The sequence below is a fragment of the Teichococcus wenyumeiae genome (assembly GCF_003696345.1).
Classification (GTDB): Bacteria; Pseudomonadota; Alphaproteobacteria; order Acetobacterales; family Acetobacteraceae; genus Pseudoroseomonas; species Pseudoroseomonas wenyumeiae.
This window is the reverse complement of record NZ_RFLX01000024.1, coordinates 1-25753: the sequence shown is the minus strand read 5'-3', so window position 1 is coordinate 25753 and position 25753 is coordinate 1. Positions and strand designations below refer to the sequence as shown.

The window sequence follows — 25753 nt, the reverse complement described above, 5'->3', positions numbered from 1 at the left end:
ATCCGCGCCCCGCGCAATCCCCGTCAGCAATGGGGGGGAGCTTCGGGAGATGTCGTTCGCCGGCAGGCCAGATTCGGTTTCAGGTCAGGCCGGTTACCCGATCAACAGCGCGCTGCCGGCGTCCTGGCCGCTGACGTTCACGAAGTCGCCGAAGGTGTAGTAGTCACCGAAGGCGAACTGATCCTCGTCGGCCTGCACCTGATACTCGTTGTTGTTGAAGGTATTGCCCCCGGCCAGCATGAGTTCCTCGTCGTAATCGGCCACGGCCCCGACGCCACTCTCCGAGGACAGGATCAGCGTGTTGTCGTGGACGCTGTTGTTCACGGTAACATAGTCGCCGAAGGCGCCTTCGCCACGTTCCTGCTGGATCAGGCCGATGCCGTTGCCGCCGCTGCTGGCATCGACGAAGTTATTGTAGATCTCGACACCCTGGCTGTTCTGGACCTGAATCGCGCTGCCCCAGAGCCAGGTCAGGCCATTGCCGCCATTGCCGACAAAGCTGTTGTCGTGAATGCTGGCAGCGTAGCTGATCTCATGATTGATGCCGCCGGCCGAGTTGTACTCGATCCGGTTGCCTTCATAAGTCGTATTGACGTTGTCGATATCGGTCCAGAGACCATAGCCATTGTTGTCGTGCGAATAGTTGTTCCGCACCATCAACCCTTCGGTCTCGGTGAACTTGGCGCCGCCGCCTTCCCACAGGACATCGATGCCGGACCAGAAGCCGTTGGAGGCGATCTCGTTGCCCGATACCAGGACATCCTTGCCGCCGGCATTCAGGCCCATCTGGCCATTGTCATGGACGAAGTTGTCCATGATCTTGCCGCCATCGCCGACGTTGATGCCGACGCCGTAGTTGAGCCGCACCTCATTGTTGCTGACAACCCAGTTCTCGCCATTGCCGCTGATCGCAGCTTCCTGGGTCGGCGTGGCATACTTCTCGACCGTCAGGCCGCTGACGGTGACATCATTGGCGGTGCTGGCGATGGCATAGGGGCTGACAGCGGCTTCCACCTTTTCACCGGTGGGGTCGTCGCCGAAGAAGATGCGGTCGGCATCATAGTCGAAGAAGTAGGTGCCGGGCTTCAGCTGATCGATGGAATCCACGGGCGTCAGCGGCTGGTCATTGACATAGACCGCATCGGGGTAGCCGGGACGCTGGGCGCCTTCGGCGCTTTCATCCGTTTCGCGGCGCTCACCCTGCTGGGTCTGGCCCTCGGCGGCCCAATGCCCATCGATCCTTGTGAACTCGGTCAGGAGCCGGGCGCCATTGAGGGTGGCGCCGCTGGCACCGAGGAACGACTGCCCTTCGAGCGGCGTGATCTGCTGCATACGGTAGACGCCAGCTTCCAGCCAGAACACGGCGCCCTCGCCGCCAGCCTGCACTGCCTCCTGGATGTTGTCGCCAGCATGCAGGACGATGGCATTCTCGGGATAATCGGGGGAAGCAAGATTAGGCATAAATATACTCCGATTTTTACTCAAGACCGCCAGAGACTTCAGGTGCTTTACGCACGCGGAAGCAAAGCCGGTTTCCCCTCATCGGCTTAGGTGGCTTGGATCTGTCCTGGAAAACCCGACCCAAACCGGACTTGCCAGAGCCTTCTGGCGGCCCTTCGGCGCAAGACCGGCCCCTGCTGATGAGGAAGGCAGGGCAGGATTGCGTGACGTCCGTGATGTGTTGCGGGACCCCTACGAATGGACACAGGCCATTGCGACGAGAAGCTCCGGAGAGGTCGGAGCTGTCAGAGTTTCACAGCACCATCCGGCCGGCACCAATCATGCCCTGGGACAGCGTCTCCGAACGCCTGTAGGGTCCGGGCGAGCAGGTGTGCTTCAGATCTTTCCCACGCTTCCACGCTTCTGGCCGATGAGGCCGGTGCACCGGACCGCCTGCCAAGCGACTTGCCCGACACAACGACGGCCCCGGCTCCAGTACCCAGCCGGTATCGACCCTCGCCGCCCGTCAGGGGCAGCGAGATCATTCTCGTCGCCAGCATGGGCATCGCGCACCGCCTCATCCTTGTCGGTGAGGCACGAGTTCCGTTGCCTCACCTGCTTTCGCGTACAGCTCGAAACAGGAAATATCTTCCGCACGCTTGGGAAAACCGCTCTGCTGTCCGTCAATGATATTCCCGTGATATAAACTACAGTTCAAGCATGAACGGGTCATTTTTCTCAGATTCTTGCGAGAAACCAGAGTTGTTCATGGTCAAAACCGAAATTATTTCCGGATTAGGCGGTATAAAATTCTGATATTCAGTTCATCACCTTGCATTACAGGTTTTCACATAGCCACCGCGAAAAAGGAGCTCAGGAGAGCGAGAAATCCGCTCTTTTCGTGAGACCAGTAGAATTTCCTGAGATTCCGTCCCATGGCGGGTTGTAACCGTCTCAGTTGCTCGACGTCTCTACGACGCGGTGGCTATGCCCACAGACCCGCGCGCTGGTTGATTCACAGCATGGTGCGGCATCGGGCTGAGGTTCGCGCCAGTTACAGTCAAGAAGAGGCCTGGGAAAGGGAGATCCACTCGTCCCACTTCCTTCATGATCCGCAGAATTGCCGAGGAGAATGATCACTGCGGTCCGCAGCCTGGGCGTGGAACCTGGAGCGGCGTGTCGCTGAAGGGCTGGCGTGTGAGGCGGATCAGCCGCCGGATGCTTACATGAGGTGCCGCCCCCGACGCAGTTTCCTTCATGGTGCAATATGTTCTAGAGGCTGTGCGCTTACCGCCGTGGAACACTTCATGTCCGTCGCTGCTATGCATGAGATGCCTGGCCACCTGATCCGCCGGGCTCATCAGATCTCGGGCGCCATCTTCGCCGCGCATCTTGCCGGCTTCGATCTGACCTCGGTGCAATATGCTGCGATGGAGGCCATTGCCGCCCAGCCTGGGATCGACGCCACGCGCCTGTCGGACCTGATCGCCTTCGATAAAGCCACACTGGGTGGCGTGCTGGACCGGCTGGAGGCCAAGGGGCTTATCGCGCGCCAACCTTCGTCCCAGGACCGTCGCGTGAAGAGTGTGGCCCTGACAGGTGCAGGAAAGGCGTTGCTGGACAGCGTCGGCCCGCGGGTCGTGGCGGCGCAGGTCGAGATGATGCGGCCGCTCTCCGAAGCGGAGCAGGCCCAGTTCATTACACTGCTGAAGAAATTCGTCGGCCGAGTATCTCCGGAAGATTGACCGTATACATACTTTATGCATTCATCCTGATGCGCCGGATATGAGCGCGACAAGGGGATGACGTGCCACCCGCCGGCGCCGTGCCGTATCCGGCACCGCTCATCCTCCGCAGTGACGGCCGTCCAGGAGAGAAGAGCATGCAGTTCCACCTCAACGGCTTCCGCGCGGGCGACCCGGAGATGCTCCGGGGGGAGGTGCCGGCGCCGGGCGCCACGCTCGCGCCGCTGCCGGATATCACGGATGTCCTGATCGTCGGCTGCGGCCCGGCCGGCCTCACGCTCGCGGCCCAGTTGGCGGCTTTCCCGGAGATTGCGACACGCATCGTCGAGCAGAAGCCGGGGCCGCTGATGCTCGGCCAGGCCGACGGCATCGCCTGCCGGACCATGGAGATGTTCAACGCCTTCGGCTTTGTCGAGCGCGTGGTGCGCGAAGCCTATTGGGTGAATGAGACGGTATTCTGGAAGCCGGACGATACCGCCCGTGCCGCCATCCGCCGCAGCGGCCGCATTCAGGACACGGAAGACGGGCTCTCGGAATTTCCGCATGTGATCCTCAATCAGGCAAGGGTCCATGACTTCTATCTGGATGTCATGCGGCGCGGCGCGGCGCCGGTTCTGCCGGATTATCAACGCCGTCTCGTCGGGCTGGAGGTCGCGCCTGAGGCGGCTTCGCACCCCGTCGCCCTGCGCTTCGAGCGCCTGGATACCGGGCATGAGGGCGAGGTAGAGACCATCCGGGCCCGCTACGTGGTCGGCTGCGATGGCGCGCGCAGCGCGGTCCGTCATGCGCTTGGCGTGACATTGAAGGGCGATTCCGCCAATCAGGCCTGGGGCGTGATGGATGTGCTCGCTGTCAGCGACTTCCCTGACCTGCGGCTGAAGTCGGTGATCCATTCCGCCCATGAAGGCAATATGCTGATCATCCCGCGGGAGGGCGGCTACCTTGTGCGGTTCTATATCGAGCTGGACAAGCTGAACGAGAATGAGCGCGTCGCCAGCCGCAACATCAATGTGAATTATCTGATCGCCGCCGCGCAGCGCATCCTGCATCCCTACACGCTGGAGGTGAAGGAAGTGGCCTGGTGGTCGGTCTATGAGATCGGCCAGCGCATGTGCGACCGCTTCGACGATGTGCCCGAGGACCAGGCGGAAGCACGTTCGCCACGGGTCTTCATTGCCGGTGATGCCTGCCACACGCATAGCCCGAAGGCCGGCCAGGGCATGAATGTCTCGATGCAGGATGCGTTCAACCTGGGCTGGAAACTGGCTTCGGTGCTGTGGGGGCAGTCCGACCCCGCCTTGCTCTCCACTTACTCTGTGGAACGGCGTGCCATCGCCGGGGAACTCATCGCCTTCGACCGCAAACTGGCGGAGATGTTCTCCGCGCCGCCGAAAGATCCGAACGACCCTGACAGCGTGGGCGTCGATCCCGCGGAGTTCCAGAAGTATTTCATCCAGCAGGGGCGCTTCACCGCCGGCACGGCGATGCGCTACACGCCATCGCTGATCACCGGTGAGGCGACGCATCAGCATCTCGCGGAAGGCTTCACCATCGGCATGCGCTTTCATTCCGCACCGGTGGTCCGGCTGGCGGATGCGAAGCCGGTGCAGCTTGGCCATGTGGTCAAGGCAGACGGGCGCTGGCGCCTTTTTGCCTTTGCCGCGGCGGAAGACCCGGCCGACCCGGCCTCGCGCCTCCAGGCGCTGTGCCGCTTCCTGGAGCATGACCCTGCCTCGCCGTTGCGACGCCACACGCCGGCCGGTGCCGATACCGACGCGGTGATCGACCTGCGCGCGGTGCTGCAGCAGCCGCATCGCGACCTCGCCTTCGGCTCCATGCCCACCCTGCTGCGCCCCGCAAAGGGCCGCCATGGCCTGACGGATTACGAAAAGATCTTCTGCCCCGATCTGAAGAACGGCCCGGATATCTTCGAGCTTCGCGGCATCGACCGTGCCGGTGGATGCGTGGTGATCGTGCGGCCGGACCAGCATGTGGCGCATGTGCTGCCGCTGGATGACCATGCGGGGATCGCGGCGTTCTTCGGCAGGTTCATGCTGGCGTCCTAAGAAGCCGCCAGAGCCTGAAGGTTTCCGCCGCCGGCGCCGCTAAACGGCGCGAAGGCCGGATCATTGACCGTATGCCGGATGACTGCATACGATCCTTGCAACATCAAAAGGAGGAAGTGCTCATGAAGGAAGCATCGGACAGGCTCTTGCACGGCTCGCGCCGGTTGATGCTGGGCCAGGCGGCATGACGCGGGATCTGCACGCGCTGCTTGGCGACCTGGTGATCGCCAACCGTATCCTGGCCCATGAAGGCGTGCTGGACGATTTCGGGCATGTCGCCGTGCGGCATCCGGAGCGGCCGGACCGTTTCTTTGTCTCACGCTCCCGCTCGCCCGAATTGGTCAGCCGGGACGATCTGCTGGAATTCACGCTTGATGGCGTGCCGGTCGACCCCAAGGGCCTGCGGCCCTATCTGGAAAGCGTGCTGCACGCCCGCATCTTCGCCGCGAGGCCCGATGTGCAGGCCACGGTGCACCATCATTGCCCGGAGGTGCTGCCCTATACGGTGACAGAGGTGCCGTTGCAGCCTGTCTTCCATATGGCTTCCGTGCTGGGCGGCCCGGTGCCGGTCTGGGACAGCCGCGACGAGTTCGGCGACACCAACATGCTGATCGACGATGTGCCGCGCGCCGACAGCCTGGCTCGCGCCCTGGGGAACGGCACCTCCGTGCTGCTGCGCAATCACGGTGCCACCTGCGCCGCGCATTCCCTGCCGGCCGTCGTCTTTGTCTGCGTGCGCATGAAGGACAATGCCGAACTGCAATCCCGCGCCTTGGCCATGGGCACGCCGCGTTACCTCACGGAAGGCGAGACGCGCCTGACCTCCGAGATGCTGATGGGAGAGCGGCCGCTGGAGCGGGCCTGGTCCTATTGGCGGGCGCGCGCCGGCTTCTCGGGCATCTGAACAAAGAAAAGAACCAGGGATGAACGTCCATGTTCCTTCAACGCCGGGCCCTTGGCACAGCGATGCTGCTGCTGGGCCTTCCGGGCGTGGCGCGCGCGCAGCGCCGCCTTGTCCGCCTCGTCGTGCCGGCCGCGCCGGGCGGCGCGATCGACGTGCTCGGTCGTATCTATGCCACCAAGCTGGCCGAGGCGCTGCAACAGACCTGGGTTGTTGAGAACCGCTCCGGCGCCAACAACACGCTGGGCGCCGCCGAGGTCGCCCGCTCGGCGCCGGACGGGCAGACGCTGCTGGTGAATGCCGATATTCACCTGATGGCACGCCGGGTGATGCGCAACGTGCCCTATGACCCGGTGGCTGATTTCACGCCCATCGCACGCATTGCCGTGGCGCCGATGGTGCTGGTGGGCCACCCGCGCCAGACACCGCAAGGTGGCATCGCCGCCCTGGTCGCGGCGATGCGGGCGCGGCCGGACAAGTTCACCTTCGCCAATTCCGCCCTGGGCTCCATGGGGCACCTGGCGACGGAGAGCTTCAAGCGCGAGGCCAAGGTGGAGGCCCTGGTGGTGTCGTATCGCGGCACAGCGCCGGCGTTGACCGACGTTGTTTCCGGCAATGCCACGCTGATGGTGGCGCCACTGGGCTCGGCGCTCGCGCAGATCGAAGGCGGCCAGTTGCGCGCTTATGCCATCATGGGGCCGCAGCGTTCTGCCCGCGCGCCGCAGATCCCGACCATTGCCGAACAAGGCATGCCTGGGCTGGACTTCACCCTGTGGTATGCGCTCTGGGCGCCGAAGGGGCTGCCGGAAGCGGAGGCGGAGCGGCTGAACGCCGCGGTGCAGGCACTCTCGCGCGACACCGAGATCCGCGCGCGCCTCGCCGATCAATCGGCGGAACCGGTTGCCGAAAGCCGCGCTGCCTTCGCCGGGTTCATCCAGGCCGAATACGAGCGCAATGGCCGCATCGCCCAGATGGCCGGGATCGAGCCGGAGTAAAGCGCTTCGCCGAGGCACGGGCGCCGGCCGGAGGGAGGCTGGCGCCCGGTTGCCTGGGCAAAGACGGTTCTGGCGGTTCTTCCGGACCGGAACCGGCACGCCGGCAGGTGATCGGCCGGGCAGGAAAGATGGAGGAGCGCCCGGCGCGGCGGCGCTAGCATGATGCCGGCAGAACACGCGGAACAGCGACCGCCAAAAGGAAACGAGCCATGCCCGACAAGCCGCCGCCCGCGACACCCGCCACCCTGCGCCGTCGCGCTGTGCTCACCGGCGCCGCGTTGCTGCCGCTGGCCATGCCCGGCCTGATTCCCGCCAGCCGGGCGCAGGGCTCGGGCTCCATCCGCCTGATCGTGCCTTTCGCGCCGGGCGGCGCCACCGACAGCTCCGCCCGTGCCATGAGTGACAAGCTTTCCGCCGTGCTGGGCCGGTCCATCGTGGTGGAGAACCGCTCGGGCGGCGGCGGCTCCATCGGCGCGGCAGCGGCGGCGCAGGCACGACCGGATGGCAATACGCTGCTGCTCGACACCATCGTGCATCTGGTCAATCCGCTGGTGCTGCGCGGCCTGCCGCTGGACTACCGCACCGCCTTCACGCCCATCTCCCAGGTGACGCGCATTCCCCTGGCGCTGGCGGTGAAGGCAGATTCCCCCGCGCGCGACCTGGCCGGCTTCGTGGCCATGGCCAAGGCGGCGCCGGGCCAGGTCAGCTGTGGCCATGCCGGCAATGCTACCGCCGCGCATCTGGCCAGTGCACTGCTGCAACTGCGTGCCGGCATCCAGTTGAACGACACGCCCTATCGCGGCGGCGCCGAGGCGTCGCGGGACCTTGCTTCCGGCACGCTGGACGCGGTCTTCGTGGCGTTGCTCTCGGTGGCGCCGCTGGCGCAATCCGGGCGTGCCCGGCTGCTGGCCGTGGCCAGCCCCACCCGCACGGCCCTGCAGCCGGATGTCCCGACGCTGTCCGAAACCTACCCGAACACCGCGCTGGATGAATGGACCGGGCTTTTCGCCCCCGCCGGCACGCCGGCCGATCTCGTGAACCGCGTACAGGCCGCCCTGGCCGATGTGCTGCGGGACCCCGAGGTGCTTTCCCGGCTGGCGCAGCTAGGCGCCGAGCCGATCGGCAGCACCCCGGCGGATTTCGCCCGGTTCCTGCAAGAGGGCCGGGTGGAGGCGGAAAAGCTGGTGCGCGAGGCCAAGATAGAACTCGGCTAAGGTGAGCCGTTGTGCCAGGGCCGGGCTGCGCTACCGCCCCGGCGCGGATCGGCCTACGCGGCGCATGGCCTGCCCGATGCAGCAGGCCAGGAAGAGCACGCGGATTCATGGTGATGCCAGAGATCAGCCGCGTGGCGGCACTGGCCTTGCAGTGTCTTGGCACTGGAGCCCGCTGTCCAAAGATGCCAGCCTGCCCAGAAGCCGCGGAATGACAGGTGCAACCGGAACATCCTGCGGTGGCATCCGCCTGCTCCACCGCCGACGAAAACCATTGACGCGATACTCCTGTCCTTTAGGCTAGACAGGAAGTGGCCTTAGAGACCAGACAGCACGGCTCCGGCCGGGGAAGGGGAGGACGCGTTTGGACGCCGCCGTCGAGCCTTTCAAGGCACGCCGCATCTACCTGCTGCTGCGCGACCGCATCAGCAGCGGTGTGCTGGCGGCGGGGGAGCGCCTGCCGGGCGAGCCGGACTTGGCGGCGACCCATGGCGTCTCCCGCGTCACCATCCGCCGGGCCCTGGACCAGCTGGTGGCCGAGAAGATGCTGGAGCGCCGGCCAGGCGTCGGCACCTTTGTCTGCGCGACAGCGCCACTCGGCTCCACGGTTCTGAACTTTTCCGACGTTTTCTCGCATCTGAAGGAAATGGGGCGTTGCACGGAGGTGCGGCTGCTGTCCTTCGGCTATGCGGTGCCGGCGGCGCCGGTGGCCGCCGCGCTGGGCCTCGCGCCCGGTGAGAAGGCCCAGCGCGCCGTGCGCGTGCGCATGATCGGCGACGCGCCCTTTTCCTATCTGACGACGCATGTGCCGGAGCGGGTCGGCCAGACCTATTCCGAGGCGGATCTCGCCCGCCAGCCCTTGCTAGCCCTGCTGGAACGCTCCGGCGTGGTGATTGGCCGCGCGCGGCAGAGCATCAGCGCGACGCTCGCCGGGCCCGACGTGGCCGGGCTGCTGCAACTGGAGATGGGCGCGCCGCTGCTCTCGCTGACCCGCGTGGTCGAGGACGAGGCGGGGGGCGCGGTGGAGCATCTGCACGCGCTGTACCGGCCGGACCGCTTCACCTTCGAGATGCAGCTCCAGCGAACCGGCGCTCAGGGCGAACGCCGCTGGAGCCCGCTTCCACCCCCGGCGGCGGCCGAGGCGGCAACAACAGGCGAAAACGCCAAACCAGTGCGGCCATTGCGCGACAAGAGGAACTCTCCATGACCGATCCGATTTCCCGCCGTGCCGCCTTGGGCGCCGGCGTCGCTCTGGCCGGCCTGGCCATGCCGCGCATCCTGCGGGCGCAGCCGGCCGTGGTGAAGCTCGGCATCCTGCAGCCCCTGACCGGGGCGCTGGCACAGGATGGTGAACTAGGCCGCATCGGCGCCGAGGCCGCGGCGGCGGCCATCAACAAGGCCGGTGGTATCCAGGCCCTGGGCGGCGCCAAGCTGGAACTGGTCGTGGCCGATGCCCGCTCCAACCCCGAGGCCGCGGCGCAGGAAGTGGAGAAGCTGCAGGCGGAAGGCGTCGCCGCCATCGTGGGCGGCTTCGCCAGCCCGGTCTGCCTCGCCGCCAGCCAGGCCGCCGCGCGCTATGACCTCCCCTATGTCGTTGATGTCGGCGTGTCGGACCAGATCACACAGCGCGGTCTGACGAATACCTTCCGCTTCGCCCCCGGATTCGGGCAGGTGACGGGCACGGCGCTGCAGAACCTGGCCAAGCTGAACGAAGCCGCCGGCAAGCCCTGCAAGACCGTTGTGCTGGTGCATGAGGACGGGCTCTTCGGCTCCGGCCTCGCCAAGTTGATGCAGACGGAACTGCCGAAGCATGGCTTCGAGATCCTGGAGACCATTGCCCATCCGACGCCGGCACGGGACATGTCCAACGTAGCGCTGCGCATCCGCTCCCTGCGGCCAGACCTTGTGATTCCTTCCAGCTATTATGGCGAGTTCGTGCTGCTGGCGCGCACCATGCGGCAGCAGCGCATCCGGCCCAAGGGCATCTATGCCGTGCTGAACGGCGCAGCCTCCAACTTCCGCTTCGTCAAGGAATTCCCCGACGCGGCGCTGAATGTCATGGACTGCAACCACTGGCACGACCCGAAGAATGCCGAGGCGCTGGCACTGAAGAAATCGGTCGAGGAGTCCGGCAAGTTCTGGGCCTACAACATCCCGCTGAACTATTCTTGCGTGAAGCTGGTGGCCGACGCCATCCAGCGCGCCGGCAGCGCCGACCGCGCCAAGCTGACCCAGGCGCTCGCCGCCAGCGACTTCACCGGCCACATCATGCCCTATGGCCTCACGAAATTCGTGCAGGGGCAGAACCAAGGCGCGCGCCCGGTGAATACCCAGGTGCAGGGCGAGGACATCAAGGTGATCTTTCCGGAAGAGGTGGCGGATGCGAAGCCCGTCTTCCCGGTGCAGGGATGAGCGGCGCAACGAGGCCCCGCTGAGGCAGCGCGCATGTACGCCCCCGAGATTGTCGCCGAAGCCGTGGTGAACGGGCTGATGAGCGGCGCGACCTATGCCCTGGTCGCGCTGGGCCTCACCCTGGTCTATGGCGTGCTGCACATCGTCAATTTCGCCCATGGCGCGCTGCTGACCTGCGCCATGTTCGCCGTGCTCGGCCTGAACCTGTGGCTGGGGATCGACCCCTACTGGGCCATCCTGCCGCTTGCGCTGATTTTCTTTGCCTTCGGCTATGGCTTGCAGCGCTTCATCATCGGCCCTTCCAGCCATGGGGAGGACCGGAACACGCTGCTGGTGACGCTGGGACTTTCCATTGTGTTGGAAAACCTAATGCTGGCGGCCTTCAAGTCCGATACGCGCTCGCTGGGCGCCGATACCGCCTTCGATGTGCTGGAACTCGGCCCCATGCTGATCTCCCGGCCCAGGCTGATCGGCTTCGGGGTGGCGCTGGCCACGGCGGCGCTGCTCTGGCTGCTGCTTTCGGCCACGGATACCGGCCGCGCCATCCGCGCCGTGGCGAAGGAGAAACTGGGCGCGCAACTGGTGGGCATCGACCCGCGCCATATCTTCGCGGTCACCTTCGGCATCGGCTGCGCCTGCCTGGCCATCGCGGCCTGCCTGCTGCTGCCGACCTTCTATGTCAATCCGCGCGTCGGCAATGCCTTCGTGCTGGTGGCCTTCACCATCGTGGTGCTGGGGGGCATGGGCTCGATCGCCGGCGCGCTGGTGGGCGGGCTCTTTGTCGGCGTGGTGGAAAGCCTGGGCGGTCTGCTGCTGGGCGAAAGCCTCGGCCAGCTCGGCATCTTCCTGATCTTTATCCTGGTGCTGCTGGTGCGGCCAACCGGGTTGTTCGGAGCGCGCGCATGACGGTGCGCCAAATCGCCCTGCCGGTGCTGCTGGTGGCCGTGCTGGCGGTGCTGCCCTTCTTCGCTTCCGGCACGCTGCTGAACTTCCTGGTCTCGGCGCTGATCATCGCGCTGGGCGCCCAGGGCTGGAACCTGCTGGCCGGCTTCGGCGGGCAACTCTCCTTCGGTCATGCCGCCTTCTTCGGCACGGGGGCCTATGTCACCGCGATCCTGCAGATCCGCTTCGGCATCAATGCCTGGGCCGGCATGGCGGCGGGCATTGCAATCGGCGCTGCCGTGGGCTGGGTCATCGGCTTCCTCAGCTTCCGCGCGCGCCTGCGCGGTTCGTATTTCGCGCTGGTGACGCTGGCCTTCGCGGAAGTGCTGCGCATCCTGGCCAATGCGGCGGAATTCACTGGCGGCGCGGCGGGCCTGCTGATCCGGCTGCAGCCGGGCTTCGGCAACATGCAATTCCCTGACCGCGGCGTCTTCCTCTGGCTGGTGCTGGCCTGCATCCTGCTGGTGCTGCTGCTGACGGCCTGGATCGAGCGCAGCCGCTTCGGCGCGCATCTCGTGGCGGTGCGGGAGAATGAGGATGCCGCCCGCGCGCTGGGCGTGGATGTGCTGGCCACCAAGCTGCGCGCCATCACCCTCTCGGCGGCGATCACGGCGGCGGCGGGCTGTCTTTACGCGCAGAACTTCCTGTATCTGGACGCCAACATTGCCTACGGCACCTGGATCTCGGTGGAGGTGCTGATCGCCGCCATCATCGGCGGCCTCGGCACCGTGCTCGGCCCGGTGGTCGGCGCGCTGGCGCTGCATGGGGTGGGGGAGGTGGCGAAGATCGCCGGTGGCCAGATCACCGGCATCGACCTGGTGATCTTCGGCGCCGTGCTGATCCTCTCCGTCGCCTTCGTGCCCAGCGGGCTGATGGGGCTGCGCCGCTTGGTGAAGGGAGGCCGCCCATGAGCCTTCTGGTTGTCCAGGGCATTTCCAAGCGCTTCGGCGGGCTGCTGGCGGTGGATGCCGCTTCGCTGACGGTGCCACAGGGTGCCATCACCGGGTTGATCGGCCCCAACGGCGCCGGCAAGACCACGCTCTTCGCCCTGATCTCTGGCTTCCTGGAGCCGACGGCGGGCAGCGTCACCTTTGACGGCACGGATGTGACGCGGGAAGCGCCGCATCTGCGCGCCCGGCGCGGCATCGCCCGCACCTTCCAGATCGTGCAGCCCTTCGCCGGGCTCAGCGTGCGCGACAACATCGCCGTCGGCGCCTATCTGCGGCATTCCTCACGCGTCGAGGCCCTGGCGCGTTCCGAGGCCGTGGCGCGGGAGGTCGGCCTCGCGCCCATGCTGGACGGCCCGGCTGCGGCGCTGACGGTGGCCGGGCGCAAGCGGCTGGAACTGGCCCGCGCCCTGGCCACGGAACCGCGCCTGCTGTTGCTGGACGAGGTACTGGCCGGCCTGAACCCTTCGGAGGTGCGCGACATCCTGCCGGTGATCCGCCGCATCCGCGACAGCGGCGTCACCATCCTGATGATCGAGCATGTCATGCAGGCGGTGATGAACCTCTGCGACCAGGTCTATGTCCTGTCCCAGGGCCGCATGATCGCCGAAGGCGAGCCGCGCGCCGTCTGCGCCGATCCGCGCGTGATCGAGGCTTATCTCGGCCATGGTGCCGCCGCGCGCATCCAGGAGGCGCATGGTGCTTGAGATCAAGGATCTGCGCGCCGGCTACGGCCCGGTGGAGGTGCTGCGCGGCCTCGACATGGCGGTGGGCGCCGGCGAGATCGTGGCGGTTCTGGGCGCCAACGGCGTCGGCAAGACCACGCTGAACAAGGTGCTCTCGGGCGTGCTGCCGCTCACCAGCGGTTCCATCCGCTTCGATGGCCGGGAAATCGCCCGCGCCGCGCCGGATGCCATTGTCGACGCGGGGCTGATCCATGTGCCCGAGGGCCGCAAGATCTTCCCGAACATGAGCGTGCGGGAGAATCTGGAGCTCGGCAGCTATCGCCGGGGCAAGGCCAATCGCCGCAGCAACCTCGAGCGCATCTTCGAAACCTTCCCGCGCCTGCGGGAGCGGAGCCGGCAGTTCGCCGGCACGCTTTCGGGCGGCGAGCAGCAGATGCTGGCCATCGGTCGCGGCATGATGGCCGAGCCGCGCCTGCTGATCCTGGACGAACCTTCGCTCGGCCTGTCGCCGCTGATGGTGGAGGAGATGTTCGCGCTGATCCGCCGCCTGAACGCGGCAGGGCTGCCGATCCTGCTGGTGGAGCAGAATGTCGTGCAGTCGCTGGAGATCGCCTCCCGCGCCTTCATCCTGGAAAACGGCATCTTCGCCATGCGCGGCGCCGCCGCCGACATGCGCGAGAATCCCGAATTGCGCCGGGTTTATCTCGGCCTGTGAGGTTCCGATGACCATCGTCACCCCCGGCGTCCTGCCCGCATCCGTGCTGCTGCGGCAGGCCGGACCGGCCTGGCTGGACCAGTGGTCCCGCTTCGCCGCCACGCTGCGGCCCGCTGACCTGCCGGCGGAGGCACGCGACCGCGCCAAGCTGGTGCTGCTGGACAGCATCGGCGTCATGGCGTCCGGCATGCAGGAGCCGGAGCTGCGCGCGCTGCTGCCGCGCCTGGCGGCGACCCAGGCCGGCACCGTGCCGGCCATCGGCGGCGGCCTTTCCCTGGCGCCGGGCGCGGCCGCCTTCGCCAATGGCACCGCCGGCACCATGCTGGAACTGGACGAGGGCAACCAGTACGCGCGCGGCCATCCTGGCATTCATGTGGTGCCGGCGGTGCTGGCGGCGGCGCAGGGGCGCGACTTCGGTGGCGACAGGCTGCTGGCGGCGCTGGCGCTGGGCTATGAGATCGGCTCGCGCATCGGCATCGCCAGCAAGCTGCGCGTCACCATGCACCCGCATGGCACCTGGGGCACGGTGGGCGCGGCGCTGGCCGTGGCGTATCTGCACGGAGCCAATGCGGCGCAGATGCGGGAGGTGATCAACATCGCTTCCTCCTTCGGCCTTTCCACCAGCCGCCGCACGATGCTGGAAGGGGCGACGGTGCGGAACACCTATGCCGGCCTCTCCAACCAGCTCGGGCTGCTGGCCTGGGACCTGGCGCAATCCGGCTTTGTGGGGGAGGCGGATGGCATCGGCGCCGTCTATGGCGGCATCATCGCCGAGGACTTCCAGCCCGAAGCCATGACGGAAGATCTCGGCACACGCTGGGAGATCGCCCGCAACTACTTCAAGCGCCATGCCGCCTGCCGCTACACCCATGGCGCGCTGGACGCGCTGGCCATCATCATGGCGCAGGGGCCGCTTGCGCCGCGGGATATCGAGCGGATCGAGGTGGATACCTATGTCTGGGCGGCGCAGCTCGACCTGCCGCGCCCGCGCAACATGCTGTCCGCCAAGTTCTCGCTGCCCTTCGCGCTGGCTACGACCATCGTGCACGGCGCCGCCACGGTGCCTGCCTTCCGTGAGCCGGCCCTGCGGGAGGCGGAGACCCTGGCCCTGGCCGAGCGCGTGGTGGTGCGTGAGGACCCGGCGCTGACCGCGCGCCTGCCCGGCCTGCGCCCGGCGCGGCTGCGCGTGCTGCTGCGCGACGGGACGATGCGCGAGGCCGCCGTGGAAACCAACCGCGGCGACACGGAAGATCCTTACGACGCGGCGGAGATCACCGCGAAGTTCCACGAACTGGCCGACCCGGTCTGGGGCCGCGCCCATGCGCGGCGCCTGGCCGAGGCGGTCACGACCATGGATGGCGCCGCCAGTGCGGCGCCCTTGCACATGTTGCTGGCCCAGGCGCCGGCGGGAGAATACGCATGACCCTCCGGCAAAGGCTGAACGAGCCGCGCCCGCTGCTGACGCCTGGAATCTACGATGCCCTGACAGCGAGCATCGCCACCGAGGCGGGCGCGGAGGCTCTTTATGTCTCCGGCGCCGCCATCGCCTATACGCGGCTGGGCCGGCCCGATATCGGGCTGGTGACCATGACCGAGGTGGCGGAAACGGTGGCCAATATCCGCGACCGAGTATCGGTGCCGCTGATCGTCGATGCCGATAACGGCCATGGCAGCGCGCTGAACACCCAGCGCACGGTGCGGCTGTTCGAGCGCGCGGGCGCCACGGCCTTGCAGATCGAGGACCAGACGCTGCCCAAGCGCTGCGGTCACCTGCAGGGCAAGTCGCTGATCACGGCGGGCGAGATGGCGGGCAAGATCAAGGCCGCCGTGGATGCCCGCGCCAGCGAGGAGACGCTGATCATCGCCCGCACCGATGCGGTCGCGGTGGAAGGCTTCGATGCCGCGCTGGACCGCGCGCGGCTTTATGCCGAGGCGGGTGCCGATGTGCTCTTCGTCGAGGCGCCGCGCTCGCGCGAGCAGCTCGCGGCGGTGGTCTCGGCGCTGGGTGGGCTGCGGCCGCTGCTGGCCAATATGGTGGAAGGCGGCGACACGCCGATTTCCTCCGCCGCCGATCTGGGCGAGCTGGGCTTCCGCATCGTCATCTTCCCCGGCGGCATCGTCCGCGCCCTGGCCCGCACGGCACAGGACTATTATGCCTCCCTGCTGCAACACGGCAGCAACGCGCCTTTCGCCGGGCGCATGCATGACTTCAACACGCTGAACGCGCTGATCGGCACACCGGAGATGCTGGCGCGCGGTCAGGCCTATGCCGAATTCGAGGAACGGAACGGCGCCGCATGACCATGCCTGACCCCGTCACCATCGCCATCCTGAAGGGCCGGCTGGAGCAGATCGCGGACGAGATGGACGCGACGCTCTACCGTTCCGCCTTCAACCCCATCATCGCCGAGGCGCGCGACGCCTGCCATGGCCTCTATCATGCGGAGACCGGCGAGACGCTGGTGCAGGGCACCAATGGCCTGCCGATCTTTGTTGGTGCCATGGCCTTCGCGGTGAAGGCGGTGATCGACAAGGTGGCGCGGGAAGGCGGCGTGCGCCCGGGCGAGACCTTCCTCTTCAACGATCCCTATGATGGCGGCACGCATCTCAACGACATCCGTCTGGTGCGGCCGATCTTCCGCGACGGCGTGCTGTTCTGCTGGATGGCCTCGGCCGGGCATTGGCTGGATGTCGGCGGCAATGTGCCCGGTGGCTACAATCCACGCGCGACGGAGAGCTTCCAGGAAGGCATCCGTATCCCGCCGATGCGGCTGATGCGCGAGGGGCGCATCGATCCGGACGTGGTGGCGCTGCTGGCGGCCAATTCCCGCGTGCCCACCTCCAACTGGGGCGACCTGAACGGCCAGATCAACGCGCTCGACCTCGGCGAGCGGCGCTTCCACGCGCTGGTGGACGAATATGGCGAGGCGGTGCTCGCCGCTGCCTTCGCCTCCTTCTCCGACCGGGCGGAGGCATTGATGCGCGCCGCCATCGCAGCCCTGCCCGATGGCACCTATGCCTTCGAGGATGTGCTGGACAATGACGGCATCGACGACACGCCGCTGCGTATCGTGCTGGACCTGACCATCGCCGGCGACAGCATGGAACTGGATTTCAGCCGCAGCGCCGGCGCGGCGCAGGGGCCGGTGAATATCTCCCGCGCCACCACCATCGCCGGCTGCTACGTGGCGCTGAAGCATGTCTTCACGGAGGTGCCGGCCAATGCCGGCTGCCTGCGGCCGATCCGCTTCAGGATCACGGAAGGCAGCCTGCTGGGCGCCCTGCCGCCGCGCCCGGTCGCGGGCTATACCGAGACGGTGCTGCGGCTGATCGGCGTCATCTTCGGCGCGCTGGCCAAGGCCGATCCAGCCCGCGCCACGGCGGCGCCCTTCGGCACCATCAACGCGCTCTCCATCGCCGGGCACCGGGCGGATGGCTCGCGCTGGGTGATGTTTTCCTTCTTTGGTGGCGGGCTCGGCGGCAATCCGGAATCGGATGGGCTGAACCACGCCAACAACCCCATCTCCACCGCCACCATTCCGCCGGTGGAAATTCTGGAGGCCGCCTATCCCGTGATGTTCACCGACTGGGCGCTGCGCCCCGGCTCCGGCGGCGCCGGGCAGCATCGCGGTGGCCTCGGCGCCGTCTATGGCATCGAGGTGCTGACCGATGCCAGCGTCTCCCTGCTGGGTGAGCGCGGCAAGGTGGCGCCCTTTGGCGTCGCGGGCGGCGAGGCAGCGGCGCTGAACCGCTTCACCTGGGCCGACGAACACGGCGAGCATAATCCGCCCATGGTTTCCAAGATCACCGATATTCAGCTCCGTGCCGGCGGCCGCTTGCGGCTGGAAACACCCGGCGGCGGCGGCTGGGGCGACCCGGCGCAACGTGACCCGGAGGCCGCGGCGCGTGACCGCCGCCTGGGCTATCTGGCGCCGGAGGCGGCGCAGTGAGCGGCGGCAGCATCGTCGGCGTCGATGTCGGCGGCACCTTCACCGATCTCTTCTGCTTCGACGAGGCCGAGGGACGCTTCCGCACCGCCAAGGTGCCCTCCAACCGTGGCGACGAGGCCGTTGGCTTCCTGGATGGCCTGCGCGGCTTCGGGCCGGTGGCGGAGCTTGGCTCGGTGGTGCATGGCACCACGGTCGGCACCAATGCGCTGCTGGAGCGCAAAGGCGCCCGTGTCGGCCTGATCACCACGCGCGGCTTCCGCGACGTGCTGGAGATGCGCCGCCGCGACCGCCTGCGCACCTGGGGCCTCTGGGGCGATTTCGTGCCGGTGGTGGAGCGTGACATGCGGCTGGAGGTGGGCGAGCGCACCCTGGCCAATGGCACCATCCGTGAGGCGGTGGAGCCCGAGGCGGTGCGCGCCGCCGCCCGCGCCCTGCTGGCGGCGGGCGCCGAGGCGCTGGCCATCGTCTTCGTCAATGCCTATGCCAATCCGGCCAATGAACAGGCGGCGCTGGCCGCCGCCGCCGAGATCTGGCCCAATGAATCCATTGCCTGCTCCACCCAGATCCTGCCCGAGATCCGGGAGTTCGAGCGCACCTCCACCACCGCACTGAACGCCTACCTCCAGCCGGTGGTGGGCAGCTATCTCGGCAAGCTCGACGATGCGTTGCGGAGCGAGGGCTTTGGCGGGCGCTTCCATATCGTGCAGTCCAATGGCGGCGTCATGTCGACTGTTGCGGCCCGTCGGTTGCCGGTGCGCACCGCGCTCTCCGGCCCCGCGGCCGGCGTCATCGCCGCCGCCGCTATCGCCGAGGCCGCGGGCTTTCCGGATGTGATCACCGGCGACCTCGGCGGCACCTCCTTCGATGTCTCGCTGGTGGTGGGCGGCAAGACGGCCATCGCGGCGCAGACCACCATCGACTTCGGCCTCGTCATCCGCACGCCGATGATCGAGATCTCCACCATCGGTGCCGGCGGCGGTTCCATCGCCCGCGTCGATGCCGGCGGGCTTTTGCAGGTGGGGCCGGAAAGCGCCGGCTCCCGCCCCGGCCCGGCCTGCTACGGCCAGGGCAATACCCGCCCGACGCTGACGGATGCCAATGTGGTGCTGGGCCGCATCAATGCGGAGCGGCCGATCGGCGGCAAGCTGGCGCGGCTGGATGTGGAGGCGGCGCGCGCCGCCATCGACGAGCATGTCGGCCGGCCCCTGGGCCTGGATACCATGGCGGCGGCCGAGGCCATCCTGCGCGTCGCCAATGGCCATATGGCCGGCGCCATCCGCCTCGTCTCCATCGAGCGCGGGCATGACCCGGAGCGTTTCGCCGCGGTGCCCTTCGGCGGCGGCGGCGCGCTGCATGCGGGTGCCCTGATCCGCGATGTCGGGCTGCGCGCGGCGCTGGTGCCGCGCTTCCCCGGCGTCACCTCCGCGCTGGGCTGCGTCATCGCCGACATCCGGCATGACCAGGTGCAGACGGTGAACCTTGCCCTGGAAGGGCTGGACGCCGCCGCGCTGGACCGCCGCATGATGGCCGAGGCCGCCGCCGCCCGCGCGGTGGTGGAGGATGCCGGCCTCGCCATGGAGCGGGTCGATATCCTCTTCGAGCTGGACATGCATTACCTCGGCCAGACGCATACCGTCGCCGTGCCGCTGCCGGTGGAGCCGCGTGAGGGCGGCACCGGCATCGACGAGGCCAAGGTCCGCGCCGCCTTCGAGCAGGCCTATCAGGCCAGCTTCTCCCGCCTGCTGCCGGGCGTGCCGGCGCGCATCGTCAGCCTGCGCACCGCCGCCATCGGCCGCCGCCCGCGCTTCGACCTGCGGGCCCTGGCGCCTGAGGCCGGCAGCAGCCTGGAGGCCGCCCGCCAGGGCAGCCGCCCGGTCTGGTTCGGCGGCGGCTGGCACGACACCGCCATCTATGCCCGGCTGGCCCTGCCGGTCGGCGCCGTGGTGCCCGGCCCCGCCATCCTGGAACAGCCGGACGCCACCACCGTGGTGGACCCCGGACTGGTGGCGCGGGTGGACGCGCTGGGCAATGTTATCCTGGAGCGCGCCGCATGAGCCACGATCCCGTCCCCCTGACCGAAACCGCGCTGCTGATCGCCGACCTGCAGAATGATTTCATCCACCCCGATGGCGCCTATGCCCGTGGCGGACACGGCAATGCCGAGATCGCGGCCCTGCCGGCGCGGGTGAAGCCGCTGGCCGATGCGCTGCGGGCGGGCGGCGGCTGGATCGTCTCCACCCATTTCACCCTGGTGCCGGGCCGGGGCGGGGAGCCAATGATCGCGCCGCACCTGCTGGCCATCCGCCCCTTCCTGCGCCGGGGCGACTTCCAGCCCGGCGCCTGGGGCCATGCGCTGGTGGATGAATTGCAGCCGGCCGATTTCAGCGTGGAGAAGGTGGCCTATTCCGCCTTCTACATGAGCCGGCTGGAATGGGTACTGCGCAAGGCGAATATCCGCCGCCTGCTGGTCTGCGGCATCGTCACCAATGGCGGCGTCTCTTCCACCGTGCGGGACGCGCATGTGCGGGAATTCGAGGTGACGGTGCTGTCCGACGGCTGCGCCGCCTTCAGCACCGAGGTGCATGAGACCGCCATCAACGCGCTGCGCCCCGTCGCCCATGTCGCCACCGTGGCCGAGACCCTGGCGGAGCTGCGGGCGGCATGAGCATCCTGCCGGCGGAGGGCGTCGCCTTCGAGTTCACCGTGCCGGTGCTGATCATCGGCGCCGGGGCGGCCGGGCTGACCGCCGCCCTGGCCGCGCAGGAAGCCGGCGCCGGGGTGCTGGTGCTGGAGCGGGATGCGGTACCGCGCGGCTCCACCGCGCTCTCCGCCGGGTTGATCCCGGCGCCCGGCACCCGCTGGCAGCAGGCCGCCGGGGAAGCCGACGACCCCGCCCGCTTCGCCGCCGACATCATGGCCAAGGCGGGCCAGGAGCCGGAGCCGGCGCTGGTGGACCTCGTCACCCGCCACATTGGCCCGGCGCTGGAATGGCTGGCGGACCGGCATGGGCTGGATTTCTCCGTCATCACGGATTTCCGCTACCCCGGCCATTCCGCCTGCCGCATGCACGGCCTGCCCAGCCGCTCCGGCGAGGAGCTGGTGGACCGGCTGCGCCAGGCGGCCGAGAGCGCCGGCATCGACATGCTCTGCGAGGCGCATGTGACGGATCTCTTCGCCGATGGCGGCGGGCGCATCCACGGCGTCGCCCTGCGCCGCCCCGATGGCAGCGAGGAACGCGTCGGCTGCGGTGCGCTGGTGCTGGCCTGCAACGGCTATGGCGGCAACCCCGATCTGGTGGCCCGCCACGTGCCCTCGCTCTCTACCGCGCTGTATTTCGGACATCCCGGCAACCAGGGCGACGCCCTGCTCTGGGGCGAGGCACTGGGGGCCGCGACGCGCCATCTTTCAGGCCACCAGGGCCATGGCTCCGTGGCGCATCCCGTCGGCATTCTCATCACCTGGGCCACCATCACCCAGGGCGGCATCCAGGTGAACCTGGAAGGGCGCCGCTTCTCGGATGAAAGCCACGGCTATTCGGAACAGGCCGCCGCCGTGCTGCGCCAGCCCGAGGGCGTGGCCTGGAGCATCTTCGACGAACGCATCGCCGGCATCGCCCGCCAGTTCGAGGATTTCCGGCAGGCCGAGGCGGCGGGCGTGGTGCTGACCGCCTCCAGCATCGCCGAGCTGGCCGAGGCCACGCATCTCCCCCTGCCGGCCTTGCAGGCCACGCTGGAGCATGTCGGCGAGCTGAAGGCGCTGGGCCGGCCGGACGAGTTCGGCCGCGACTTCGCCGGCGCCGCGCAACTGGTGCCGCCCTTCCGGGCCGTGCGCGTCACGGGTGCCTTGTTCCACACGCAGGGCGGCCTGGTGGTCAACGACGAGGCACGCGTGGCACGGCCCGACGGGTCCGTGCTGCCGAACCTCTTCGCCGCCGGCGGCGCCGCCTGCGGTGTCTCGGGCAGCAGGCCGGAGGGCTATCTCTCGGGCAATGGCCTGCTGACCGCTGTGGCCCTGGGGCGCATCGCTGGCTTGGCCGCCGGAGGCCCGGCGCCGGCCTGAAGGCCTGCGGCTTGACGCGGGCAGGGCGCCGGCACGGGGCTTGCGTCGCACGGCACGCATGCGTCATCTGATAGACTGGGGTTTGGAGGCGCAGCCGCATGGGTCAAGCCGCTCATCAATGGATCGGCCTGTTCGATCTGTTCCGCATCGGCGTGGGCCCATCCAGTTCCCATACCGTGGGGCCGATGATCGCCGCCGCGAGCTTCGCGGCCACCCTGAAGGACGTCCCCGTGGCGCGGCTGCGGGTGGAGCTGTTCGGTTCCCTCGCACTGACGGGCAAGGGGCATGCGACGGATGTCGCCATCATCCTCGGCCTGACCGGCGCCCAGCCCGAGACGCTCGACCCCGATGAAGGCATCGCCCTGGTCGAAAGGATCCGGCGGCGGCAGAGGCTGCCCCTGCACGATGGGCGGGAAGTGCCCTTCGACCCGGCGGGCGACATCGTCTTCCTGCCCCGCGAGATGCTGCCGCGGCACCCGAACGCGCTGCGCATCACCGCCATCGCGGAGGGCGGGGAGGCGCTGTCGCGCGTCTATTATTCCATCGGCGGCGGCTTCGTCCTGGACGAGGAAGGCGCGCCCATCGCCGCCGCGGCCGCCATGGCGGAGACGCCGGTGCCGCACCCCTTCACCCATGCCGCCGACCTGCTGGCGCGCGCCGAGGCGGCCGGGCTCTCGATCGCCGGGCTGATGCACGCCAACGAGATTAGCCAGCGCAGCCCCGCCGATGTCGACGCCGGCATCGAGCGCATCTGGGCCGCCATGCGGGCCTGCACCGAGCGCGGGTTGCGCGGCGAGGGCGAGCTGCCCGGCGGCCTGCGCGTGCGCCGCCGCGCCCCGGCGCTGCGGCGGAAGCTGGAGGCGCAGGCGCTCCGGAACGAGGCGGACCCGCTGCTGGCCATGGACTGGGTGAACCTCTGGGCGCTGGCGGTGAATGAGGAGAATGCCGCCGGCGGCCGGGTGGTGACGGCGCCCACCAATGGCGCCGCCGGCATCATCCCGGCGGTGCTGCATTACTATGAGCGCTTCGTACGGGGCGCCGATGCCCAGGGGGTGCGGGTCTTTCTGCTCGCTGCGGCGGCGATCGGTGCCATCATCAAGCGCAATGCCTCGATCTCCGGCGCGGAAGTGGGCTGCCAGGGGGAGGTGGGCTCGGCCTGCGCCATGGCGGCGGCGGGGCTGGCGGCGGCGCTTGGCGGCACCAATGCCCAGGTGGAGAATGCCGCCGAGATCGGGCTGGAGCACAATCTCGGCCTGACCTGCGACCCCGTGGCCGGGCTGGTTCAGGTGCCCTGCATCGAGCGTAACGCCATCGCCTCGGTCAAGGCGATCAATGCGGCGCGGCTGGCGCTGCATGGCGACGGCACCCACCTGGTCAGCCTGGACCAGGTGATCGCCACCATGCGGCAGACCGGCCTCGACATGTCGCACAAGTACAAGGAAACCTCGCTGGGCGGCCTCGCGGTCAATGTGGTGGAGTGCTGACCCGGCCGCCGCAGGTCAGCCGCCTTCCTGGCGCAGCTGCTGCTCGCGCAGGAAGATGAAGAGGCCGGCGGCGACGATGATGGCGGCCCCGGCCAGGGTCAGCGGCCCCATCACCTCGCCGAAGAAGACATAGCCGAAAAGCATGCCCCAGAGGATCAGCGTGTATTGGTAGGGCACTACCACCGAGGCCGGCGCGATCCGCAGCGACTGGTTGACGCAGAGATTCCCGGTGAGCGACCCGACACCGAGGAAGAGCATCAGCAGGAAGTCGAAGGCCGTGGGCGACGCCCAACCCTGGAACAGCGTCAGCGCGGCGCCGAAGGCCAGCGCGGCCAGCAGTTGCAGCGTCATCAGCACCGTTCCCGGCGTGCCGGCCAGCTTGCGGGTGGCCACCATGAAGCAGGCATAGCTGAAGCTGCCCGCGAGGGCGCAGACCGCGCCGAAGGAGAGGGAATCGGGCGAGGGATGCAGCGCCAGCACCACGCCGCCGAAGCCCACCGCCACGGCCGTCCAGCGGCGCCAGCCCACCCGCTCGCCCAGCAGGAAGGGGGACATGGCGGTGACGTAGATCGGGCCGGCCATGTAGTAGGTCATGACCTCCGCCAACGGCAGCTCGGTCAGTGCCCAGAAGAAGAGCGCGGTTTCCAGCGAGGAGAAGACCACGCGCAGCAGTTGCAGGCCGGGGCGCGGCGGCTGGAGGAAGGCATAGGGACTGGTGCGGCGGATGAAGGGCGCCATGACGCAGAGCCCGGCGATGCTGCGCACCACCAACAGCTGCCCGACGGCATAGGCACCCACCAGCCATTTGCCGAGCGTGTCATTGACGGCAAACAGCAACACGCCCAGCAGCATCATGGCAATGCCGCCGGTGGCGCCAGCGGGCACGGTGCCCAGGCGCTGGAACGCAGACATAGCGATTCTCTATCCCTTCGTGGCTCTTCTCGCCCGGGATGGGGGGAGCCACGCCGTAGCAGTAGCCAGACAACACCGTGCTGCAAAGCCCGCCCCCGTGGCGGATCACGGCGGTGGCACGGAATCTGCTGGCGGGATCGTGGAGCCTCGACGATGCTCCACACAGTTCAATGTCCATGAATGCAGGATTTCTGATGTTCTCACGCCGCATGCTGCTTGGTTCCGCCGGTGCCACCCTTCTCGCTGGCACGGCCCGGGCCCAGCAGGCCTATCCGGACCGCCCGATCCGGCTGATCTGCCCCTATCCCGCCGGCGGCGCGACGGATGTGCTGACGCGAATCCTGGCGGATGGCATGCGGGAGCGGCTGGGCCAGCCGGTGGTGGTGGAGAACCGCTCCGGCGCCGGCGGCAATATCGGCGTGGATGCCGTCGCGAAATCCGCCCCCGATGGCTATGTGCTGGGCACGGCGCCGGTGGGCAACTTCCTCATCAACCCCTTCCTCTATCCCTCCATGCCCTATGACCCGGTGCGCGACCTGACGCCGGTGTCCCTGGCCTTCGAGGTGCCGAATGTCGCGGTGGTGTCGGAGAAATTCGTCCCCGCGCGCACGCTGAAGGACTTCATGGCCTGGGCCAAGGCGAAGAAGGGCGGGGTGGTCTATGGCACCTCGGGCGTCGGCACATCCGCGCATCTCTGCTCGGAACTGCTGTTCAAGCGCGCGGGCGTGGCCTGCACCCATGTGCCCTTCCGCAGCGCGGCGCAGGTGATCCCGGCGATGCTCTCGGGCGACGTGGACTTCGCCATCGACAACCTGGCCTCCTATGCCGGGATCATTCAGCAGGGGCAGATGACGGCGCTGGGCATGACCACGGCGGAACGCTGGCCGACCATGCCGCAGGTGCCCACCATGGAAGAGGCCGGAGTGCCGGACTTCGTGTTGACCGCCTGGTCCACGCTGATCGGCCCGGCCGGCCTGCCGGAGCCTGTCCAGGAGCGGCTGTCCGCCGCGGTGCAGAGCGTCGCCGCCGATCCCACGATCCAGCAGCGTTTCCTCCAGGCCGGCGGCCAGGCTCTGGCGACCACGCCGGCCGGGGCGCGCGCGCGCATGGACCGCGAGCGCCCGATGTGGAAGGAGATGGTGGAACTCTCCGGCGCCCGCATGGACTGAGCGCGCGTGCCGCGGCGGGGGCCAGGGCTGGCCCCCGCCTAGTGTCCTGATTCTGTAGTTCCTCCGATCTGCTGGGTGCGCTGGCAGAAGCGCTGTATGGCACCGAGGATGTCGTCGGC

At 68.2% G+C, this 25753-nt stretch carries 21 protein-coding genes; 19 read left to right on the top strand and 2 right to left on the bottom strand.

Annotated elements, in window-relative coordinates; all coding sequences use genetic code 11:
* Window positions 1-93 precede the first annotated feature (93 nt).
* Window positions 94-1461, bottom strand: coding sequence for a right-handed parallel beta-helix repeat-containing protein (locus EBE87_RS21695; protein WP_120637151.1), 1368 nt, complete (start codon window positions 1459-1461; stop codon window positions 94-96).
* Between the two features lie 1310 nt (window positions 1462-2771).
* On the opposite strand from EBE87_RS21695, the gene EBE87_RS21690 reads away from it, so the two are divergent.
* The 18 genes from EBE87_RS21690 (at window position 2772) to EBE87_RS21605 (ending at window position 23553) form a co-directional block, all read left to right on the top strand.
* Window positions 2772-3185, top strand: a complete 414-nt coding sequence (locus tag EBE87_RS21690) for a MarR family winged helix-turn-helix transcriptional regulator (protein ID WP_233553086.1) — start codon at window positions 2772-2774, stop codon at window positions 3183-3185.
* A 137-nt stretch (window positions 3186-3322) separates the two neighbouring features.
* A complete protein-coding gene (locus EBE87_RS21685) occupies window positions 3323-5251 on the top strand; it encodes an FAD-binding monooxygenase (RefSeq protein WP_120637153.1) in 1929 nt (642 codons plus the stop codon).
* A 184-nt stretch (window positions 5252-5435) separates the two neighbouring features.
* Window positions 5436-6155 carry a class II aldolase/adducin family protein gene (locus tag EBE87_RS21680; RefSeq protein ID WP_120637154.1) on the top strand — a complete coding sequence of 240 codons (720 nt, stop codon included), beginning with the start codon at window positions 5436-5438 and terminating at the stop codon, window positions 6153-6155.
* Between the two features lie 29 nt (window positions 6156-6184).
* Window positions 6185-7147, top strand: a complete 963-nt coding sequence (locus EBE87_RS21675) for a Bug family tripartite tricarboxylate transporter substrate binding protein (RefSeq protein WP_120637155.1) — start codon at window positions 6185-6187, stop codon at window positions 7145-7147.
* A 209-nt stretch (window positions 7148-7356) separates the two neighbouring features.
* A complete protein-coding gene (locus EBE87_RS21670) occupies window positions 7357-8361 on the top strand; it encodes a Bug family tripartite tricarboxylate transporter substrate binding protein (RefSeq protein ID WP_120637156.1) in 1005 nt (334 codons plus the stop codon).
* Between the two features lie 361 nt (window positions 8362-8722).
* Complete coding sequence (locus EBE87_RS21665; protein ID WP_120637157.1) at window positions 8723-9565, top strand: GntR family transcriptional regulator; 843 nt, start codon at window positions 8723-8725, stop codon at window positions 9563-9565.
* Window positions 9562-10770 (top strand): ABC transporter substrate-binding protein, encoded by a 1209-nt coding sequence (locus EBE87_RS21660; RefSeq protein ID WP_120637158.1) that lies wholly within the window; start codon window positions 9562-9564, stop codon window positions 10768-10770. Before EBE87_RS21665 ends, EBE87_RS21660 begins: the two co-directional genes overlap by 4 nt.
* Window positions 10771-10803: 33 nt before the next feature.
* A complete protein-coding gene (locus tag EBE87_RS21655; protein ID WP_120637159.1) occupies window positions 10804-11676 on the top strand; it encodes a branched-chain amino acid ABC transporter permease in 873 nt (290 codons plus the stop codon).
* Complete coding sequence (locus EBE87_RS21650) at window positions 11673-12623, top strand: branched-chain amino acid ABC transporter permease (RefSeq protein ID WP_120637160.1); 951 nt, start codon at window positions 11673-11675, stop codon at window positions 12621-12623. The genes EBE87_RS21655 and EBE87_RS21650 overlap by 4 nt, the downstream gene beginning before the upstream one ends.
* On the top strand, window positions 12620-13366 hold the full coding sequence (locus EBE87_RS29865; RefSeq protein ID WP_120637161.1) for an ABC transporter ATP-binding protein: 747 nt from the start codon (window positions 12620-12622) through the stop codon (window positions 13364-13366). The genes EBE87_RS21650 and EBE87_RS29865 overlap by 4 nt, the downstream gene beginning before the upstream one ends.
* Entirely contained in the window at window positions 13356-14060 is a 705-nt protein-coding gene (locus EBE87_RS29860) for an ABC transporter ATP-binding protein (protein ID WP_233553087.1), read from the top strand. The genes EBE87_RS29865 and EBE87_RS29860 overlap by 11 nt, the downstream gene beginning before the upstream one ends.
* A gap of 7 nt (window positions 14061-14067) precedes the next feature.
* Window positions 14068-15483, top strand: coding sequence for an MmgE/PrpD family protein (locus EBE87_RS21635; protein ID WP_120637162.1), 1416 nt, complete (start codon window positions 14068-14070; stop codon window positions 15481-15483).
* Window positions 15480-16361: an isocitrate lyase/PEP mutase family protein gene (locus EBE87_RS21630; protein WP_120637163.1), complete on the top strand. Its 882-nt coding sequence runs from the start codon at window positions 15480-15482 to the stop codon at window positions 16359-16361. The genes EBE87_RS21635 and EBE87_RS21630 overlap by 4 nt, the downstream gene beginning before the upstream one ends.
* Window positions 16358-18010 carry a hydantoinase B/oxoprolinase family protein gene (locus EBE87_RS21625; protein WP_120637164.1) on the top strand — a complete coding sequence of 551 codons (1653 nt, stop codon included), beginning with the start codon at window positions 16358-16360 and terminating at the stop codon, window positions 18008-18010. The genes EBE87_RS21630 and EBE87_RS21625 overlap by 4 nt, the downstream gene beginning before the upstream one ends.
* Window positions 18007-20064, top strand: a complete 2058-nt coding sequence (locus tag EBE87_RS21620; RefSeq protein WP_120637165.1) for a hydantoinase/oxoprolinase family protein — start codon at window positions 18007-18009, stop codon at window positions 20062-20064. The genes EBE87_RS21625 and EBE87_RS21620 overlap by 4 nt, the downstream gene beginning before the upstream one ends.
* Entirely contained in the window at window positions 20061-20675 is a 615-nt protein-coding gene (locus tag EBE87_RS21615) for a cysteine hydrolase (RefSeq protein WP_120637166.1), read from the top strand. Before EBE87_RS21620 ends, EBE87_RS21615 begins: the two co-directional genes overlap by 4 nt.
* A complete protein-coding gene (locus EBE87_RS21610) occupies window positions 20672-22069 on the top strand; it encodes an FAD-dependent oxidoreductase (RefSeq protein WP_120637167.1) in 1398 nt (465 codons plus the stop codon). The genes EBE87_RS21615 and EBE87_RS21610 overlap by 4 nt, the downstream gene beginning before the upstream one ends.
* A gap of 98 nt (window positions 22070-22167) precedes the next feature.
* The gene (locus EBE87_RS21605) at window positions 22168-23553 is read left to right on the top strand and encodes an L-serine ammonia-lyase (protein WP_122140116.1); all 1386 of its coding nucleotides are present in this window, start codon (window positions 22168-22170) and stop codon (window positions 23551-23553) included.
* Between the two features lie 15 nt (window positions 23554-23568).
* Here EBE87_RS21605 and EBE87_RS21600 read toward each other — a convergent pair whose 3' ends face one another.
* Entirely contained in the window at window positions 23569-24465 is an 897-nt protein-coding gene (locus EBE87_RS21600; protein WP_120641161.1) for a DMT family transporter, read from the bottom strand.
* A gap of 194 nt (window positions 24466-24659) precedes the next feature.
* On the opposite strand from EBE87_RS21600, the gene EBE87_RS21595 reads away from it, so the two are divergent.
* Window positions 24660-25634 carry a Bug family tripartite tricarboxylate transporter substrate binding protein gene (locus EBE87_RS21595; RefSeq protein WP_120641160.1) on the top strand — a complete coding sequence of 325 codons (975 nt, stop codon included), beginning with the start codon at window positions 24660-24662 and terminating at the stop codon, window positions 25632-25634.
* Window positions 25635-25753 lie beyond the last annotated feature (119 nt).

What these genes read in the sequence shown, in the direction of transcription:
- EBE87_RS21695 (WP_120637151.1), bottom strand. Translation starts at nt 1,461, where the DNA reads ATGCCTAATCTTGCTTCCCCCGATTATCCCGAGAATGCCATCGTCCTG.
- EBE87_RS21690 (WP_233553086.1), top strand. Translation starts at nt 2,772, where the DNA reads ATGCCTGGCCACCTGATCCGCCGGGCTCATCAGATCTCGGGCGCCATC.
- EBE87_RS21685 (WP_120637153.1), top strand. Translation starts at nt 3,323, where the DNA reads ATGCAGTTCCACCTCAACGGCTTCCGCGCGGGCGACCCGGAGATGCTC.
- EBE87_RS21680 (WP_120637154.1), top strand. Translation starts at nt 5,436, where the DNA reads ATGACGCGGGATCTGCACGCGCTGCTTGGCGACCTGGTGATCGCCAAC.
- EBE87_RS21675 (WP_120637155.1), top strand. Translation starts at nt 6,185, where the DNA reads ATGTTCCTTCAACGCCGGGCCCTTGGCACAGCGATGCTGCTGCTGGGC.
- EBE87_RS21670 (WP_120637156.1), top strand. Translation starts at nt 7,357, where the DNA reads ATGCCCGACAAGCCGCCGCCCGCGACACCCGCCACCCTGCGCCGTCGC.
- EBE87_RS21660 (WP_120637158.1), top strand. Translation starts at nt 9,562, where the DNA reads ATGACCGATCCGATTTCCCGCCGTGCCGCCTTGGGCGCCGGCGTCGCT.
- EBE87_RS21655 (WP_120637159.1), top strand. Translation starts at nt 10,804, where the DNA reads ATGTACGCCCCCGAGATTGTCGCCGAAGCCGTGGTGAACGGGCTGATG.
- EBE87_RS21650 (WP_120637160.1), top strand. Translation starts at nt 11,673, where the DNA reads ATGACGGTGCGCCAAATCGCCCTGCCGGTGCTGCTGGTGGCCGTGCTG.
- EBE87_RS29865 (WP_120637161.1), top strand. Translation starts at nt 12,620, where the DNA reads ATGAGCCTTCTGGTTGTCCAGGGCATTTCCAAGCGCTTCGGCGGGCTG.
- EBE87_RS29860 (WP_233553087.1), top strand. Translation starts at nt 13,356, where the DNA reads ATGGTGCTTGAGATCAAGGATCTGCGCGCCGGCTACGGCCCGGTGGAG.
- EBE87_RS21635 (WP_120637162.1), top strand. Translation starts at nt 14,068, where the DNA reads ATGACCATCGTCACCCCCGGCGTCCTGCCCGCATCCGTGCTGCTGCGG.
- EBE87_RS21630 (WP_120637163.1), top strand. Translation starts at nt 15,480, where the DNA reads ATGACCCTCCGGCAAAGGCTGAACGAGCCGCGCCCGCTGCTGACGCCT.
- EBE87_RS21625 (WP_120637164.1), top strand. Translation starts at nt 16,358, where the DNA reads ATGACCATGCCTGACCCCGTCACCATCGCCATCCTGAAGGGCCGGCTG.
- EBE87_RS21615 (WP_120637166.1), top strand. Translation starts at nt 20,061, where the DNA reads ATGAGCCACGATCCCGTCCCCCTGACCGAAACCGCGCTGCTGATCGCC.
- EBE87_RS21610 (WP_120637167.1), top strand. Translation starts at nt 20,672, where the DNA reads ATGAGCATCCTGCCGGCGGAGGGCGTCGCCTTCGAGTTCACCGTGCCG.
- EBE87_RS21605 (WP_122140116.1), top strand. Translation starts at nt 22,168, where the DNA reads ATGGGTCAAGCCGCTCATCAATGGATCGGCCTGTTCGATCTGTTCCGC.
- EBE87_RS21600 (WP_120641161.1), bottom strand. Translation starts at nt 24,465, where the DNA reads ATGTCTGCGTTCCAGCGCCTGGGCACCGTGCCCGCTGGCGCCACCGGC.
- EBE87_RS21595 (WP_120641160.1), top strand. Translation starts at nt 24,660, where the DNA reads ATGTTCTCACGCCGCATGCTGCTTGGTTCCGCCGGTGCCACCCTTCTC.